The 17,139-nt window shown below is 60.7% G+C and carries 16 protein-coding genes; 8 read left to right on the top strand and 8 right to left on the bottom strand.

Annotation, left to right across the window (positions count from 1 at the left end; all coding sequences use genetic code 11):
- Positions 1 to 85: 85 nt before the first annotated feature.
- Entirely contained in the window at positions 86 to 1,654 is a 1,569-nt protein-coding gene (locus ACR0E6_RS19925) for a 2-isopropylmalate synthase (RefSeq protein ID WP_170633205.1), read from the bottom strand.
- A gap of 290 nt (positions 1,655 to 1,944) precedes the next feature.
- Between ACR0E6_RS19925 and ACR0E6_RS19920 the strand changes: the two genes are divergently transcribed.
- Positions 1,945 to 2,610 (top strand): SDR family NAD(P)-dependent oxidoreductase, encoded by a 666-nt coding sequence (locus ACR0E6_RS19920; protein ID WP_480586553.1) that lies wholly within the window; start codon positions 1,945 to 1,947, stop codon positions 2,608 to 2,610.
- Between the two features lie 4 nt (positions 2,611 to 2,614).
- Here the strand turns inward: ACR0E6_RS19920 and ACR0E6_RS19915 are convergent, their stop codons facing one another.
- The gene (locus ACR0E6_RS19915) at positions 2,615 to 4,096 is read right to left on the bottom strand and encodes an MORN repeat-containing protein (protein ID WP_480586550.1); all 1,482 of its coding nucleotides are present in this window, start codon (positions 4,094 to 4,096) and stop codon (positions 2,615 to 2,617) included.
- A 153-nt stretch (positions 4,097 to 4,249) separates the two neighbouring features.
- Here ACR0E6_RS19915 and ACR0E6_RS19910 point away from each other — a divergent pair, with 153 nt between their 5' ends.
- The 3 genes from ACR0E6_RS19910 to ACR0E6_RS19900 all read left to right on the top strand — a co-directional run bounded on the left by ACR0E6_RS19910 (position 4,250) and on the right by ACR0E6_RS19900 (position 7,935).
- Entirely contained in the window at positions 4,250 to 5,908 is a 1,659-nt protein-coding gene (locus ACR0E6_RS19910) for an NAD+ synthase (RefSeq protein WP_480586547.1), read from the top strand.
- 270 nt (positions 5,909 to 6,178) lie between these two features.
- Positions 6,179 to 6,451, top strand: a complete 273-nt coding sequence (locus tag ACR0E6_RS19905; RefSeq protein WP_480586544.1) for a hypothetical protein — start codon at positions 6,179 to 6,181, stop codon at positions 6,449 to 6,451.
- A gap of 152 nt (positions 6,452 to 6,603) precedes the next feature.
- Complete coding sequence (locus ACR0E6_RS19900) at positions 6,604 to 7,935, top strand: NAD(P)/FAD-dependent oxidoreductase (protein ID WP_480586541.1); 1,332 nt, start codon at positions 6,604 to 6,606, stop codon at positions 7,933 to 7,935.
- 4 nt (positions 7,936 to 7,939) lie between these two features.
- On the opposite strand, the gene ACR0E6_RS19895 is transcribed toward ACR0E6_RS19900, so the two are convergent.
- Positions 7,940 to 8,872 carry an MBL fold metallo-hydrolase gene (locus ACR0E6_RS19895; protein ID WP_480586538.1) on the bottom strand — a complete coding sequence of 311 codons (933 nt, stop codon included), beginning with the start codon at positions 8,870 to 8,872 and terminating at the stop codon, positions 7,940 to 7,942.
- A 216-nt stretch (positions 8,873 to 9,088) separates the two neighbouring features.
- Between ACR0E6_RS19895 and gltX the strand changes: the two genes are divergently transcribed.
- The gene (gene gltX / locus ACR0E6_RS19890) at positions 9,089 to 10,414 is read left to right on the top strand and encodes a glutamate--tRNA ligase (protein WP_480586535.1); all 1,326 of its coding nucleotides are present in this window, start codon (positions 9,089 to 9,091) and stop codon (positions 10,412 to 10,414) included.
- 14 nt (positions 10,415 to 10,428) lie between these two features.
- Here the strand turns inward: gltX and ACR0E6_RS19885 are convergent, their stop codons facing one another.
- Positions 10,429 to 11,040, bottom strand: a complete 612-nt coding sequence (locus tag ACR0E6_RS19885; RefSeq protein WP_480586533.1) for a gamma-glutamylcyclotransferase family protein — start codon at positions 11,038 to 11,040, stop codon at positions 10,429 to 10,431.
- 93 nt (positions 11,041 to 11,133) lie between these two features.
- Between ACR0E6_RS19885 and ACR0E6_RS19880 the strand changes: the two genes are divergently transcribed.
- Positions 11,134 to 11,580 (top strand): Rrf2 family transcriptional regulator, encoded by a 447-nt coding sequence (locus ACR0E6_RS19880; protein WP_170455522.1) that lies wholly within the window; start codon positions 11,134 to 11,136, stop codon positions 11,578 to 11,580.
- Positions 11,581 to 11,582: 2 nt separating this feature from the next.
- Here ACR0E6_RS19880 and ACR0E6_RS19875 read toward each other — a convergent pair whose 3' ends face one another.
- Both ACR0E6_RS19875 and ACR0E6_RS19870 read right to left on the bottom strand, forming a co-directional pair.
- Positions 11,583 to 14,111: an ABC transporter permease gene (locus ACR0E6_RS19875; RefSeq protein WP_480586530.1), complete on the bottom strand. Its 2,529-nt coding sequence runs from the start codon at positions 14,109 to 14,111 to the stop codon at positions 11,583 to 11,585.
- Positions 14,108 to 14,803, bottom strand: coding sequence for an ABC transporter ATP-binding protein (locus ACR0E6_RS19870; RefSeq protein ID WP_480586527.1), 696 nt, complete (start codon positions 14,801 to 14,803; stop codon positions 14,108 to 14,110). Before ACR0E6_RS19870 ends, ACR0E6_RS19875 begins: the two co-directional genes overlap by 4 nt.
- 45 nt (positions 14,804 to 14,848) lie before the next feature.
- Between ACR0E6_RS19870 and ACR0E6_RS19865 the strand changes: the two genes are divergently transcribed.
- Complete coding sequence (locus ACR0E6_RS19865) at positions 14,849 to 15,496, top strand: arylesterase (protein ID WP_480586524.1); 648 nt, start codon at positions 14,849 to 14,851, stop codon at positions 15,494 to 15,496.
- Positions 15,497 to 15,499: 3 nt separating this feature from the next.
- The gene (locus ACR0E6_RS19860) at positions 15,500 to 16,114 is read left to right on the top strand and encodes an SOS response-associated peptidase (RefSeq protein WP_480586521.1); all 615 of its coding nucleotides are present in this window, start codon (positions 15,500 to 15,502) and stop codon (positions 16,112 to 16,114) included.
- Between the two features lie 8 nt (positions 16,115 to 16,122).
- On the opposite strand, the gene ACR0E6_RS19855 is transcribed toward ACR0E6_RS19860, so the two are convergent.
- Positions 16,123 to 16,677, bottom strand: a complete 555-nt coding sequence (locus tag ACR0E6_RS19855) for a L,D-transpeptidase (protein ID WP_170455512.1) — start codon at positions 16,675 to 16,677, stop codon at positions 16,123 to 16,125.
- A gap of 181 nt (positions 16,678 to 16,858) precedes the next feature.
- Positions 16,859 to 17,065, bottom strand: a complete 207-nt coding sequence (locus tag ACR0E6_RS19850; RefSeq protein ID WP_170378838.1) for a cold-shock protein — start codon at positions 17,063 to 17,065, stop codon at positions 16,859 to 16,861.
- Between the last annotated feature and the right edge of the window lie 74 nt (positions 17,066 to 17,139).

The raw sequence follows: 17,139 nt of genomic DNA, 5'->3' as shown, positions 1-17,139 counted from the left end.
CGCGCCTGCGGCGCGCTGCCGGGCCCAAAACCCAAGAAGGGTCGGCGAAGCCGGGCCGCCGCGGGTGCGGGAGCCTTTGGTCTGTTTAGGTCAGGTCCTTGTAACTGATCTCGCGCGTATCGGCGCCGGGGCCTGTTTTCTCACGCCGCATGATCAGACGGTTCAGCGCGTGGATATACGCCTTGGCCGAGGCCACGACGGTATCTGTGTTCGCAGATTGACCGGTGGCGATCATGCCGTCTTCTTCCAGACGCACCGAGACGGTGGCTTGCGCGTCCGTGCCTTCGGTCACGGCGTGCACCTGATACAGTTGCAAATGCGCTTTGTTGGGGTAAATCGCACGGATCGCCTTGAAGGTGGCATCGACGGGTCCGTCGCCATGTTCGGTCGCGATGATGTCCTTGCCGTCCATCTCCAGCTCGACCGTCGACTCGGCCTGTCCGCCAGTGCCGCAGGTGACCTTCATCGACACCAGTTGCAGGTAGTCATCCGCCTCGTCCAGTGTCATCAGGGCGATCAGGTCGTCGTCAAAGACCTCTTTCTTGCGGTCCGCCAGGTCCTTGAAGCGGACAAAGATATCGCGCAGCTGGTTGTCGCCGACCTCAAAACCCAGTGTCTCAAGTTTGTCGCGCAAGGCGGCGCGGCCCGAATGTTTGCCCAGCGGCAGGGATGTCCCCGTCAGACCAACATCTTCGGGTCGCATGATCTCGAAATTGTCACGGTTCTTCAGCATCCCGTCCTGATGGATGCCGCTTTCATGGGCAAATGCGTTCTTGCCGACGATGGCCTTGTTGAACTGCACGTTAAAGCCCGACACGGTGGCGACCCGGCGTGAGATATGCATGATCTTGGTGGTATCGATACCGGTGTGGTAGGGCATGATATCGTTGCGCGTGCGCATGGCCATCACGACCTCTTCCAGCGCAGTGTTGCCCGCACGCTCACCCAGACCGTTGATGGTGCATTCGATCTGACGCGCGCCGCCGATGACGGCCGCCAGTGAGTTTGCCGTCGCCATGCCCAGATCGTTGTGGCAGTGGGTCGCAAACACGACCTCATCCGCGCCGGGCACGGTTGCGATCAGACGCTTGATCAAATCTGCCGATTCCAGCGGTGCGGTGTAGCCCACCGTGTCGGGGATGTTGATCGTGGTCGCACCCGCCTTGATCGCAATCTCGATCACACGGCACAGGTAATCCCACTCGGTCCGCGTTGCATCCATCGGCGACCATTGCACGTTTTCGCACAGATTGCGGGCATGGGTGACCGTGTCGTGGATTTTCTCGGCCATCTCGTCCTGGGTCAGGTTCGGAATGGCGCGGTGCAGCGGAGAGGTGCCGATAAATGTGTGAATGCGGCTTTTCTCGGCGTGTTTGATCGCCTCCCAGCACCGGTCGATATCGTTGAAATTGGCGCGGGCCAGACCACAGATGCGGCTGTTCTTGGCGCGCTGAGAAATTTCGGTGACGGCTTTGAAGTCGCCTTCCGAGGCGATGGGAAAACCCGCCTCGATGATATCGACGCCCATCTCGTCCAGCAGTTCGGCGATCTCCAGCTTTTCTTCATGGGTCATGGTGGCGCCGGGGCTCTGCTCGCCGTCGCGCAAAGTGGTATCGAAGATCAAGACGCGGTCTTGGTCGGTCACGTTGGTCATGGGATTTCTCTTTCTTCTTCTGTCCTAAAGCCTATGGCGCGCGGGCGTCCTCCTCTGAGCGGGCGCGCCGGATGGCACGCTCAGAGGCGGATTAGGATCAGTAGGCCACGCAGCGACGTACCGCCAAAGGCGGTGTCGGCAAAAGGGATATCTGCGCGGTTGATCATGGGCGAAACTTATACAGAGCAGAAGGGGAATGAAAAGAACCAATTTTCAGGCTTTGCGGATTTGGTCCGGTTTCTTTTGCTTTGCGTGTTGAACCCATCTGTGCTGCCGCTAGGTGGGGCGGTATGAAGACAGCTTTGATCATTGGTGCATCCGGGGGGATCGGTGGCGCGATCTGCGACCGGCTTGTGGCACAGCGCGTGGCTGTGACAGGCCTGTCCCGGTCGCAAGACGGGTTCGATCTGACCCGGCCCGAGGTGGCGTTGGCGCGTCTGGATGACCTGCAGGGGCCGTTCGATCTGGTTCTGGTCGCCTCAGGCGCATTGGAGATCAATGGTGCACAGCCCGAGAAAACCATGCGCGCTGTGACGGCGCAGGCCATGATGGATCAGTATGCTCTGAATACGGTCGGCCCGGCGCTGATCCTCAGCCGGGCGCATCGGTTGCTGCCGCGCGACAGGCGATCCGTGATTGCGGTTTTGTCAGCGCGGGTCGGATCGATTGGCGACAATCGAATGGGCGGATGGGTCAGCTATCGCGCGGCCAAGGCTGCGGTTAATCAGGTGGTTCACACGGCGTCTATCGAGTTGGCCCGGACGCACAAACAGGCGATTTGCGTCGCCTTGCATCCCGGAACGGTCAAAACCGAGTTCACGCGGAAATATCTGGGCCGACATCCCGCTGTCGCGCCGGAGGAGGCTGCCGAAAACCTGCTGCACGTAACGGGGGCGCTGACCCAAGACGACACGGGCGGATTCTTCGACTGGGCCGGGAAGCGGGTGCCCTGGTAGCAGGTCAGTTATCCGCGGGGGCCTCGGTTTCCGGTTCCCCGGCGCTTGGCGCATCCGGTTCTGCGTCTGGCGCGCCCTCGGTGGGTGCTGCACCCTCTGACGACAGGGCGTCGTTGTCCCAAAGGCCCGATTGCTCTTGCCCGTTGGCATAGCGCATGGTGCCCTGTCCCTGACGTTTGTTTTCGAAAAAGCCGCCCTCATACACATCGCCCGAAGCATAGGTTGCCACGCCTACACCGGTTATTTTGCCGTCAAACCAGTCGCCGGTGTAGGTAAAGCCGCTGGGGGCCGTGATCGTTCCCTTTCCATGGCGTGCGCCATCGATGAAATCGCCCTCGTACACCGTGCCGTCGGCAAAGGTTGATTTTCCTTTGCCTTGCCGCGCACCGTCGATCCATTCGCCTTCATAGCGATACCCATTGGCAAAGGTGACCGTGCCGGTGCCATGGCTCAGGGCGTTGCGGAACTGGCCTGAATAGACCGTGCCATTGGGGTAGGTCGCCGTGCCACGCCCCTCAAATACCCCGGCAATCCAGTCGCCGTCATAGACGGTTCCGTCGGCATATGTGCTTTGGCCCTTGCCGTGCGGCAGATCTGCGCTCAGCTCACCGATATAGGCCGAGCCGTCCGGATAGGTGATCTCGCCAAAGCCTTCGATCTGGCCTTGCGACCATTCCCCGGAATAGCGGTAGCCATCGGTGCCAACGAAGGTGCCCTTACCATGGCGGCGGTCGTCTTCATAATCGCCCTCGTAGACGCTGCCATTGGCGTAGGTTTCTTTGCCCTTGCCTTGACGGCGGCCTTTCGCAACTTCGCCTTCGTAGACATCGCCATTGGCCAGCGTCATTCGCCCGGTGCCGGTCATCAGGTTCTCGACCCACTGGCCGTCATATTCCAGACCGTCCGACTGGATCCAAAGACCCTGCCCATGGCGTTGGCCCTGCTGCACGTCGCCGTCGTAAACCGACCCGTCCGGGTAGGTGATCTTGGCCTTGCCCTGCATTTGGCCATCAACCCAATCGCCGTCGTAGACATAGCCGCTGGGGTCCGTGCGCTTACCCGTGCCATGGTGGCGCGAGTCCTTAAACTCACCCTCGTAACGCACGCCGCTGGCGTATTCCGCGACACCGGTGCCGTTGATGCCGCCACCTTGCCATTCGCCTTCGTAGGAGCCGCCATCGGCATAGCTGATCTTGCCCTGACCCTCGGGCTTGCCTTCGGCAAATTGCCCGACATAGACCGACCCGTCGGCAAAACGCGCCGTGCCCTGGCCCTGAATGACGCCTTCGACCCATTCGCCGGTATATTCAAACCCGTTGGGTAGGCGGTAGGTTCCGGTGCCATGGCGCAGCCCGTTTGCGAACGTGCCCTCATAGACGCCGCCGACCTCGTCATCCTTGGTGATCACCGTCCCGTCCTGGGCAAATGCGGCCGTCATCGTCAGGGACAGAATCCCGACCGTGAGAGAGTTGCGGATCAGCTTCATGTATCGTCCTGCCTGCCCGGTGATCGTTTTCGCTTTGGTTGGCGCAAAAATAAGGGACCGCACAGGTCAGAGCAACGGCTTTTGCGGCATTGGTCTTTCACTCGCGCAACGATCTGCTAAATGCAGTAGGACTGACGAGGGCAAGAGGGCAGCATGGCCGACCGTTTCCGCATCACTCTGGCACAGCTTAACCCCACCGTGGGCGATATCGAGGGCAACGCAGCCAAGGCCTTGGCCGTGTGCGAGCAAGCCCGCGAGGCCGGGGCCGATCTTGTGGCGTTTCCCGAGATGTTCATCACCGGGTACAACACGCAGGACCTGATCCTGAAACCGGTCTTTCACCGTGCTGCGATGGCAGCGGTGCAGGATCTGGCCGCGCAATGCGCGGATGGTCCGGCTGTGGCGATTGGTGGGCCTTGGGCCGAGAATGACAGCCTGTTCAACGCCTATCTGATCCTCAAGGGCGGGCGGATCACCAGCAAGGTTTTGAAACACCATCTGCCGAACGAGACGGTTTTTGACGAGGTGCGCCTGTATGATTCCGGCCCTCTGGGCGGGCCGTATTCGGTCGGGAACTCGCGCATCGGCAGCCCGATCTGCGAGGATAGCTGGCACCCGGATGTTGCCGAAACGCTGGAAGAAACCGGGGCCGAATTTCTGCTGATCCCCAATGGCTCGCCTTATTTCCGGGACAAATACGATGTGCGTCTGAACCATATGGTCGCGCGCGTAGTCGAGACCGGCCTGCCGCTGATCTACCTGAATATGGTAGGCGGGCAGGACGATCAGGTGTTCGACGGTGCCACGTTCGGCCTGAACCCGGGCGGAGAGCTGGCCTTCCGCATGCCGGTTTTTGACGAAACCGTCACCCATGTGGACCTTGAGCGGGGCGATGACGGCTGGCGGATCATCCCCGCCGAGATTGTGCCTCAACCCGATGCGTGGGAACAGGATTACCGCGCCATGGTGGAATCCTTACGCGATTACATGGGGAAAACCGGTTTCAAAAAGGCGTTGCTGGGTCTGTCGGGCGGTGTAGATTCCGCTCTGGTCGCGGCCATTGCTGTGGATGCCATCGGGGCAGAGAATGTGCGCTGTGTGATGCTGCCGTCGGAATACACCAGCCAGACCTCGCTGGACGATGCCGAGGCGGTCGCCAAGGCGCTGGGCGTGCATTACGACTTTGTTCCGATTTCGGACAGCCGGGCTGCGGTAACGGATACGCTGGCCCCGCTGTTTGAAGGGCGCGACGCGGACCTGACCGAAGAGAACATCCAGTCCCGCCTGCGCGGTGTACTGCTGATGGCGATCTCGAACAAATTTGGCGAGATGTTGCTGACCACGGGCAACAAATCCGAGGTCGCGGTGGGCTATGCCACGATCTACGGGGACATGAATGGCGGCTACAACCCGATCAAGGACCTTTACAAGACCCGCGTGTTCGAGACCTGCCGCTGGCGCAATGCCAATCACCGTGCGTGGATGATGGGCCCGGAGGGTGAGGTCATTCGCCCCTCGGTCATCGACAAACCCCCAAGTGCAGAGCTGCGCGAGGATCAGAAAGACAGCGACAGCCTGCCGGATTATCCGGTGCTGGACGGTATTCTGAACATTCTGGTGGATCAGGACGGTTCCATCGCCGATTGTGTCGCCGCCGGGTATGAAGAGCAGGACGCCCGCAAGGTCGAGCATCTGGTCTATGTCAGCGAATACAAGCGGTTCCAGTCTGCCCCCGGCACCCGTCTGACCAGCCGTGCGTTCTGGCTGGACAGGCGCTATCCCATCGTGAATCGCTGGCGGGATCGGGGCTGAGGCCGATACGCGGCCTTGTTTCTAAAAACAGTTCCGCATCATGACCTTATATTGTTTCCATTTTGGGGTCATTGAGGTTGAAATCCTGGCCCCAAAGGGGTTCTTAACCTTGTTCGGCTGACATTTTTCTGCCACATTTATGCTTGGAAGTTGCCCAATGTGGGGCGGATGTGACGCATTGCTGTTGAGTTCGCAGTTTTTCGACAAGTGATTTTTGTCTCGTGCGGCGCATCCGGGGTTGGATGTCTGAGTTAATAGTGTGGTGTTAACATGTACGAGGAATACGATAAGTCTCTGCACGCGCCGTGGCAGTACAGAACGATGGAATCTCCGGCGCAGGAACTGGATGAAGAAAAGCTGGACGCGGCCATTGCTAACCTGCTTGGCGAACAAGCAGCGGAAGACAAGGCCGAACCATCGCAGCGGCTGGAATTTCCCGATCTGAAATCGCAAAAAGAGGTTTCGGCGCAGGCCGACGCAAAAGAGGCCGGATTGTCTGCGTCACTGCGTCAGAAATGGGCTGAACTGTCCGGCGCCGCCTAATTCTGAGTCAGAACCTGAAGTGACCTGCCGGGCGCATGCTTTGGCGCGGCTGCCACACGTCCGGACATTTGATAGGGCTGTGCTGAAAACCTGTTGTCAGGACCAGCAAGTTCAGCATCCTTGTACTCTGATAAATTGAGTATGAGCGGTAGATGCCCGGTCCCAAACCGACCCCATTTGAATCCGATCTTTCCCTGCCAAAATCCGTAGACACCGTCGTGATTGGTGGCGGTATCATTGGCGTTTCAACCGCGCTGGAACTGGCCGAGCGGGGCGTGTCCGTCCTGTTGTGCGAAAAGGGGCAGATCGCGGGGGAACAAAGCTCGCGCAATTGGGGTTGGGTGCGTTTGGGGATGCGTGACCCGCGCGAAATTCCTTTGATGCAGGAAGCCACTCGCATCTGGCAAAACCTGGACAATTGTCTTGGACGGCAAACCGGATATGTGCAATCGGGCATTCTGTTCGGCGCATCCGGGGCGCGGCAGGCCGGCAATCTGGAACGCTGGCTGCGCCATTTGGACGGATTGCAAACCGGGGCGCGGATTGTGCCAGCGTCTGAACTGGCGAAAATGTTGCCCGACTATACTGGCAAACTTGAATGCGCGTTGCACATGCCGCAGGACGGGCGCGCCGAACCTCAGCTTGCGGCACCTGCGATTGCCGAAGGGGCCCGCGACCGGGGGGCGGCGATCATGACCAATTGCGCCGTGCGCAGCCTTGACGTGCAGGGCGGACGCGTTGCCGCTGTGTTCACAGAACGCGGGCGCGTGGCCTGCGACCGGGTGGTGCTGGCAGGCGGCGCGTGGTCGCGGTTGTTTGCGGGCAATGCAGGCATCGATCTGCCGCAGCTGAAAGTGCTGAACACCGTCCTGCGCAGCTCACCTGTCGAGGATGGGCCGGACACAGCGCTGTGGTCCGATGACTTTGCAATCCGAAAACGCGCGGATGGAGGGTATTCCATCGCCTCGGCCCATCAAAACACCTATGACATCGTACCCGACAGCTTTCGCCTTGCATGGCAATTCCTGCCTGCGTTTTTTCAGGAATGGAAATCCCTGCGCTTTCGGCTCTCTGGTCGTTGGAAGGCCGAGGTGGCGCAGGACCGGTCGTGGGTGCCTACCGACGTGACCCCGTTCGAGCATTGCCGCGTTCTGGACCCCGAACCATCGCCGAAGACCCTGCGCACATCCTGGGCCAACGCGACAAAGGCGTTTCCGGCGCTACAGCAGGCTGAAGTGGTGCAAAGCTGGGCTGGATTGATCGATGTGACCCCAGACGCGATCCCGGTAATCTCGGGGGTCGAGGATATCCCGGGCATGTTCATCGCCACCGGGTTTTCCGGCCATGGCTTCGGCATCGGGCCCGGTGCAGGTCGCCTGATGGCCGATCTGGTGATGCAGTCCACGCCCTGTGTGGATCCGGCCGCCTTCCGCCTGTCGCGTTTTACGGATGGCTCAAGGGTGCGGCCGGACCCTGGGTATTGAGGCGTCAGCCCATCATCTGATAGCTGACCGGGACAAAGCGGAACCCTTCGCCGCGGGTCTCGACATACCCGGCAGCCGGGAACGGCATGTGATAGCCGATCATCGGCACCTTGTCGGCGGCCAGCAGGCCCAGGATTTTGCGGCGGGAGTCAGTGGCTGCAGCCTTGTCCATGTCAAAACGAACCTCCCATTCGGGGTGCGCGAAGGACCAGACATAGTGATTGGCAAGGTCTGCCGTCAGGATCAGCCGTTGGCCATTGCTTTCCAGATGATAAACCATATGGCCGGGCGTATGGCCGAACGTCGCCATTGCCGTCACACCAGAGACAACGTCGCCGCCATCTTCGACGAACGTCATTTTCTCGGCTAAAGGTGTAACTTTTGCCGCGACCAGATCACCGACCCGGTTGCCAGCCTCCTGAGCGGACCAGAAGTCATATTCCTGCGCGGCGGTGACATAGCGCGCATTGGGGAACGTCTCTGCGTCATTGGTGGTCATACCGCCAATGTGGTCGGGATGCATATGGGTGATGACAACGACGTCGATCTGATCCGGTGTCACCCCGGCATCTGCCAGGGCTGCCTGAATGCCGCCCTGACCAAGCCCGGTGTCGAACAGAACCAGCTCGGCCCCCGTATTCACTAGCGTCGGCGTAAAGAAGAACTGCGCAACATCGGGCGAAATGAAGTTTTCCGCCGAGACGCGTGCAAAGTCTTCGTCGGATGCACCGCCGCCAAAGATCTCTTGCGCGCCATCGCGCGGCAGACTGCCGTCCAGCAGCGTTGTGACGGTGAAATCGCCCAACTGGAACGATCTTGCGATGGTCGAGTTCGCCTTGGTCTCGGCCCCGGCTGCCAAAAGCGGGGTTGTTGCGGATGCAAATGGAAGGGCTGCGGCGGCGCCCAGGGCCGCTCTGCGTGTTAAGTTGATGGCCATGTCTTCGTCTCCCTGTCAGAACGCCAGATAATAAGTTAGTTCGTTGCGGGTCGTGCGCCAGTGTATAGCCCGGTTTGGCGCGCAATTGGATGAACATTACGTGTTCCATGGTTGTCGCCCCGCGATCTTGAAGCTGGGTATGGTGCGACCGATTCGAAACCCCTGCTGGACAAAATCGCGCCTTTGTGACAAGAGCCGCGCCAACAGGAGACATCCATGACAACCACCCGTTTCGCCCCGTCGCCCACCGGATACATCCACGTGGGCAACCTGCGCACCGCCCTGATGAACTATCTGATCGCCCGCAAAGCAGGCGGTACGTTCATCCTGCGCATCGACGACACAGACCCCGAGCGGTCGAAAGAAGAATATGTCGATGCGATCAAGCAGGATCTGGAATGGCTGGGTCTGCACTGGGACAAGGTTGAACGTCAGTCGGACCGGTTGGACCGCTACGCCGAAGCCGCCGACAAGCTGCGTGAGATGGGCCGGTTTTACGAGGCGTTTGAAACGCCGACCGAGCTGGATCTGAAGCGCAAGAAGCAACTGAACATGGGCAAGCCGCCGGTCTATGACCGCGCTGCGCTGAACCTGTCGGATGCCGAGAAAGAGGCGCTGCGGGCCGAGCGCGGCAACGGCGTCTGGCGCTTCAAGCTGGATCATGAACGGATCGAATGGACTGACGGTATTTTGGGCGATATCTCGATCGATGCGGCCTCGGTATCCGATCCGGTGCTGATCCGTGGCGATGGTCAGGTTCTTTATACGATTGCGTCTGTGGTGGATGATACCGAGATGGGTGTGACGGACGTGGTGCGCGGTTCGGACCATGTGACCAACACGGCGACGCAAATTCAGATCATCGAGGCGCTGGGCGGAACTTGTCCGCGTTTCGCGCATCATTCGCTGCTGACCGGCCCGCAGGGTGAGGCGCTGTCGAAACGTCTGGGCACGCTGGCCCTGCGCGATCTGCGCGAGCAGGGCGTGCAGCCGATGGCGCTGCTGAGCCTGATGGCGCGGCTGGGGTCGTCTGATCCGGTCGAGCTGCGCTCGGACATGGCCGAGTTGATCGATGGGTTTGATGTGAACCGCTTTGGGGCTGCGCCGACCAAGTTTGACGTGCAGGACCTGTTCCCGCTGACCGCGAAACACTTGCAATCGCTGCCGCTGGCGGAAGTTGCTGATGCTGTGGCCGATGCGGGTGTTCCTGCCGAACTGGCCGAGCCGTTCTGGGCCATGGCGCGTGAAAACATCACCACTCTGTCCGATCTGAAAGGCTGGTGGGAACTGTGCCGGGATGGGGCCGAGCCCTTGATCGCGGATGAAGACCGGGAGTTCATCTCGGACGCCATGGCGCTGCTGCCCGAAGGCCCGTTTGATGGTGAGACCTGGGGCACCTGGACCAAAGCGGTAAAAGAGGCGACGGGCCGCAAAGGCAAGGGCCTGTTCATGCCGCTGCGCAAGGCGCTGACGGGGATGGAGCGCGGGCCTGAAATGGCGGCACTGCTGCCCTTGCTGCAGGTGATCCGCGCGCGGGGCTGAATGCCGCTGACAATTTAGAACTTGAAAGAGGCAGGCAGTTCGTCTGCCTCTTTTTGTTGTTGTGGTTGGATGATCTTCACCGCCGCGCGCTGCAGGCGGTCATCCACAAAGGCAGTCTCGTCCGGTTTGAGTTGTTGGTGGCGCGGATACCTCGGTTCGGCCCGGTCATTCAACACAGGTGCGTCCCAGCCATCGGTCGTGGCAAAGAACCGGTCCACCCCGTCTGGTCCGAAAATGCGCAGGTACCCTTGCACCACAACGTCAATGTAGCTGAGCAGTAAAGGATGGTGATCGGTCGGCGCATTATGCCGGGCCTGCGGGACGGCATAGACCGCTATTTCAACATCATGGGTCAGCGGATGTGTGGCCGATTGTGTCACGGGAATCCGGTCGTAGGCCCATTCCCTTTCGTCCAGCGCGGCCCAGTCGTTCTTGGGAACATGCGCGATCATGCCTTCGATCTCGGACTCGGGGTCCGGAACCGCCGTCAGAAAGGCGACCGGGCGCAGATCGGTATGTTTCCAGGCCCGCCGCCACCCCTTCAGTTTTGCCGGTCGCGGGTCGGGAAAATCATGGGTGGCCAGGTTCACAAGGCTGCCATAGCCAAAGAAATAGGGGTCTGCCATCTGCGAACGCGCCTTTCGATCGATTGATGTATGTCAAACCGCTTTTTTCCCGGACATGCAATAAGGCTGCATCATTATGTGAGGGAGGCCCATATGCGGATTACCAAACGAACGAATATTGCTGTGCGCCTGCTAATGTATTGCGCGGCGCACCCGGAGCGGCTGGTGACGAAATCCGAGATCGCCGAAGTGTGCAACATCTCGGAAAACCATCTGGCGCAGGTGATCAATCAACTCGGACAGTTGGATTATCTGAGCACGCAGCGCGGCCGGAATGGTGGCATGTCTCTGGCACGCCCGGCGGATCAGATTCGCATTGGTGCCGTATTCCGGCATGTGGAAGGATCGCTGCCGATTGCCGAGTGTTTTGCGGATGCCGACAATACCTGTCCGCTGACCGACGCCTGCCGCTTGCGGGTGGCCTTGCAGGACGCCGCCGAGGTGTTTTACGCATCGCTCGACGACATCACGCTGGATGCGCTGGTCTGCGATAATGATCCGCTGCTGAAAATCCTGCAGCCGGTCGCGTGTATGCGTTAAACTCAGTCGCTGGCGCGCAGAATGCGGGCGGGTCGGACGGATAAGGGGCGCAGCGCAAAGATCAGCCCTGCGCCAAGGGTGACGATGACCCCTGTGATCACGATGCCCAGTGCCGAGGGCCAGATCACCGCGAACCCGGTGTCGAAGATATAGGTCGCCACAGCCCAGCCGCCCAAGATACCGACCAGCAGGGCGACGCAGCCTGCCGCAGCCCCCAGCAACATCGCACGCAGGGTGAAGCTGAGCAGAATGCGGCGGCGGTCGGCCCCGATTGTTTTCAGGATCGCAGCCTCGTACCGGCGGGCCGGTTCACCGGCAGCGGCCGCGCCGATCAGCACCAGAAACCCGGTCAGCAGCGAAACCCCCGCCCCATAGGACGTTGCCGAGGCCAGCCCTGCCAGCAGGCCCGAGACACGGTCTATGGCATCGCGCACCCGGATGGCGGTTATATTGGGGAACTGACCAGCCAGATCGCGCAGGATGGCGGCCTCGGCCTGTTCTTCGGCATAGACGGTTGCGATGAAACTATGTGGTGCGCCCGCCAACGCCGACGGGTTCATCGACATGATGAAGCCGATGCCGGCGGTCGAAAAATCAACCTCGCGAAAGGATGTGATGGTTGCGGTGATGTCGCGGCCCAGAATGTTCACGGTCAGCGTATCGCCAAGTTTCAGGCCCATTTCCTCGGCCTCTTCGGCGGCAAAGCTGATCTGGGGGTCACCTGCATAGCCCTCAGCCCACCAATCGCCTGCCGTGATGCGCGCATTCTCGGGCGGGAGAGCAGAGTATGTAACGCCCCGGTCTCCCTCCAGAACCCAGTGGCTGCCTGCAACCTCGCGTGCGGGTTGACCGTTGATCCGGGTGATGATCCCCCGCAGCATAGGCGCGCTTTCAAGGCGACTGACAGCGGGGTCGGTTTCCAGACGCTCGGTAAAACCGGGCATTTGATCCTTCTGGATGTCGACAAAGAAATATGATGGCGCAACGTCCGGCAGATTGCCCGAGATGGCATTGCGCAATGTACCATCGATCTGGCCCACGGCAGCAAGCACAGAAAGGCCCAGACCAAGGGACAGAACCACAGACCCCGCGCCTTCGCGTGGGTCCGAGATGGCGGCTAGCGCCCATCGCAGTGGCGGGTGGCCGCGCGACCACGGAACGCCCTTGCGGGCCAGCCAGCGAATTGCGAAAGCGGCCAGTGACAAAAGGAACAGCGCCCCGACCAACCCGCCGCTGGTCCAAAGCGTCAGCCGCGCCGAGCCGCTGAACCACGCCGCCGCCGCGATCAGAATGGCCAGACCCAGCCCGGTGGCCAGCACATAGACCAACCGGGGTATCTGCCGGGCCGAGGTCAGGGCGTCGCGGAACAGGGTGGCGGCGCGCACCTCCTCGGTTCGGGCCAGCGGCCAGAGGGTGAACAGAAACGCTGTCAGCAAGCCATACAGCGCAGCCTCGGCAAGGGGTTGGGGATAGATCGAAAACACCGCCGGGACGGGCAATTGGCTTTCGATGATGGGGGCCAGCAGGACAGGGGCCAAGCCACCCAGGGCCAATCCGATTACGATGCCGATCCCGGACAACAGCCCGATCTGGATCATATAGGTCTGAAACACGGTCGCCCGATCCGCCCCCAATGTGCGTAGTGTGGCTATGGTTTCCGTTTTCTGCGATAGGTACGCCCGAACCGCGGCGGACACGCCGATACCGCCCACGGCCAAGCCAGACAGGCCCACCAGAACCAGAAAGGAGCTGAGCCGCCCGACGAATTCGGCAATGCCGGGCGCTCCGTTTCGGGCATCCGTCCAGCGCATTCCGGTGCCTTCAAAGGTCTGGGTGGCCTCGGTTGCGGTTACCTCAAGATCGGCCGTTTCCGGAAGGTCCAACCGGTATTTGGTCGAAAACAAAGTGCCGGGTTCCAACAAGCCAGACGCGCTAAGATCTGCGGTGCGAACCAGCGTTCTGGGGCCAAGGCCAAACCCGTCTGCGGCCCCGTCAGGCTCGGCGGTCAGGGCGGCCCTCAGAACGAAATCCTGCGTTCCCAGCGCAAATACATCGCCCACCGAAAGGCCAAGCCGGTCCATCAGGACCTGTTCCATCACCGCGCCCGGCAGATCGTTGTGCCCCTCCAACGCATCAGACAGCTGCATGTCAGGGTTCAGCCCAACCTCACCCAGCAAGGGATAGGCGGCATCAACGGCCTTCACCTGCGTCAACGCGCGCTCAGTGCCCGCGTCAAGCGGGGCAACCGCGAGCGACCGGAAATCGACAACCTCCGAGACCGCCTCGGCAGTGTTTTCCATCCATGCACGCTCTTCTGCGGTGGCAAAACGGTAAGTGAATTCCAGTTCGGCGTCGCCGCCCAGCAGCGCCGCGCCTTCCTGTGTCAGCCCGGTCTGGATGGCGTATCGGACCGATCCCACAGCGGCGATGGCCGCGACGCCAAGGGCCAGACAGGCCAGAAAGATGCGAAATCCGCGCAGACCTCCGCGCAGTTCCCGCCGCGCCAGCCGCCCGGCCAGTCGCAGGCTCATTCTGCAGCCTCTTTCCGCGCATCCTCGGCAATGCGCCCGTCGCGCAGGCGGACAACGCGGTCGCACCGGTCGGCCAGCGTATGGCTGTGCGTCACCAGAACCAGTGTTGCGCCGTGTCTGTCGCGCAAGCCAAACAGCAGATCGACAATGGCGGCACCGTTCGCCTCATCCAGATTTCCCGTGGGTTCATCCGCCAGCAGGATCTGCGGGCGCGGGGCCGAGGCCCGGGCCAGTGCCACGCGTTGCTGCTCACCGCCCGACAACTGCGCCGGATAATGGTCGCGCCGATGCGACAGGCCAACCGAATCCAACTCGGCCTCGGCCCTGGCAAAGGTATCCTTGTGACCGGCCAGTTCCAGCGGCGTTGCTACGTTTTCAAGCGCAGTCATGGTCGGGATCAAGTGGAAGTTCTGGAACACCACCCCCATCGTATCCCGCCGGAACCGCGCCAGATGATCCTCATCCATCCCTGTCAGGTCCTGCCCCAATGCCGTGACCGACCCCCCGGTCGCCTGTTCCAAACCACCCATCAGCATCAGCAGGGACGACTTGCCCGATCCGGATGGCCCGACCAGCCCCAAAGTCTCACCCTGGTTTACCGACAGCGTGATGCCGTGCAGAATATCCACGCGCCCGGCATTGCCATCCAGCGACAAAGCAGCATTTTGGAGCGAGAGAACAGGCTGAGTCATAGATCTTTCCAAACGGAGGCAACACTTGTGGGATATGGAGCGGTTATGACATTGCGCAAGACTTTGATCGCAGGCCTTTTTGCAAGCTGCGGTTTTGCGGCCACAGCCGAACCTGTGATTATCGCCGCATTGGGGGACTCGCTGACGCAAGGCTATGGGCTGGTTGAAGAGGACGGGTTTGTTTCGCAACTGGAACGCTGGTTGCGAGCGCAAGGTGCGGATGTCCGGCTGATCAATGCGGGTGTTTCGGGTGACACTACGGCGGGTGGTGCTGCGCGGGTAGACTGGACCCTGACGCCCGAGGTGGATGGGATGATCGTCGCGCTGGGTGGCAATGATCTGCTGCGCGGGATCGACCCGGATGTGTCTCGGGCAAACCTCGAGAAGATCCTGACCACGGCAGAAGCGGGGCAAGTTGAGGTGTTGCTGGTGGGTATGCAGGCCCCCGGCAACTATGGCTCGGACTACAAGCAAAGTTTTGACAGCATCTTTCCCGATTTGGCGCAGCAATATCAGACGTTTTATGCTGACAGTTTCTTTGAAGGGTTGGCGGCGGTTGACGATCCGAATGCTGTTGGCGCGTTCATGCAGGCCGATGGCATTCATCCCAACGCCAAGGGCGTCGCCCTTATTGTCGAGGCTTTGGGGCCAAAAGTGCTACAACTGGCCAACGAGGTCGCAGAACAAGGGTAGCTCATGCCGGGACGGTTCTTTCTGACGCGACCTATCGCCGAAATCGCCGATTTGCTTGGAGTTTCGGCGGATGTCCCCGAACAACCGCCCCGCAGCAACATCCAGCCTGGTCAAGAGATGCTGGTGCTGACGCAAACCGGGCTGGTGCCGATGCGCTGGGGCATGATTCCGGTCGGTCGGGTCAACGCCCGAGGGCGCCCGGTGATGGAGACCATCATCAACGCCCGTTCTGAGACCGTCTTCGACAAGACCGCGTTTGAGGGCGTTGGCCGCGCAGTTATCCCGGTGGATGGGTGGTACGAATGGACCGGAGAGAAACGCCGCAAGACAGCGTGGCGTATCTTGTCGGCTGACGGTGCGCCACTGTTCTTCGCGGCGATTACCGATACATGGCAGGCCCCGGGCGGGTTGCAGGTCGATCAGTTTGCAGCCGTCACCTGCGAGCCGAATGGCGACGTGAAACCCATCCACCACCGGATGGGTGTGCTGCTGGATCGCGCAGGCATCGATTCATGGCTGACCGGCTTGGAAGATCAGGCCAAACAGTTAACGCGCCCGTGGCCAGACGGGCTGTTGCATATCGAAGAAGCAACAGATGTTGACTGGGCCGCGCCCTGACCAGCCGGTCAGACCACGGTTACAACCGTTCCAATCGGAACCCGGTTATACAGATCGACCACATGTTCGTTCAGCATACGGATGCAGCCGTTCGAGGCCGCCCGCCCGATGGTCTGCGGCTGCGTCGTCCCATGAATGCGGAAATAGGTATCGACCCCGTTCTGGAAAAGATAGAGTGCACGAGCGCCCAGAGGATTGTCCCCTCCGCCCGGTTGCACATAGTCGTTGTCCTTGAACTTGGCGTAAGCCACCGGATCACGTTCGATCATCTCATCGGTGGGCCGCCACGTGGGCCATTCCTTCTTGACGTCGATGGTTGCGGTGCCCGTGAACTCCAGTCCCGCCTTGCCCACACCGCAGCCGTAACGGATCGCCTTGCGCGGTTCGGTCACGTAATAGAGGTAGAAGGATCGGGGCACGACCAGCAACTGACCGGGGACGAATTGCTTCTTGATCCGCACAAATTGCGGTGTCGGATCATACTCGACCGCCTTTTTGGCGCTGGCGATACCCGGCAGCAGGCTGGCAGCCGTTCCGGCAAGAAACACACGGCGTGTGAACATGGGTGAGCCTCTTCAAATGACCAATGCAATCATGACTATACTGTCAGGATGATAGCAAATCTGGTCATTTCTAGGGCAAATATCATTTCTAGGGCAAATATAACGAAAACGTGATGTGTTTCGCTCGCGCGCTGCGCCGCACGAAAAAAGGGTGAGGATTGCGCCTCACCCTGTGACCGGCTTAGGCCAGCTCGATATTGTCTGCGCTTTCGCGCCCGTCACGACCCGAGCGCAGCTCGTATGTGACTTTCTGGTTGTCGGCCAGACCTGTCAGGCCCGAACGCTCGACAGCCGAGATGTGAACGAAGATGTCTTTGCCGCCATCTTCGGGTGCGATAAAGCCGTAGCCTTTGGTGGTGTTGAACCATTTTACGGTGCCTGCGGGCATATCCGTTGTCTCCTGATTGGTGCTGCCCACGTGGATGCGGCAGCCTGGCGTCGTAGTCTGGATCGAATGACTGA

It is taken from the genome of Ruegeria sp. AP12 (assembly GCF_056540025.1).
Note: the sequence above shows the minus strand (reverse complement) of the source record. Positions and strands in the feature narration are given on the sequence as shown.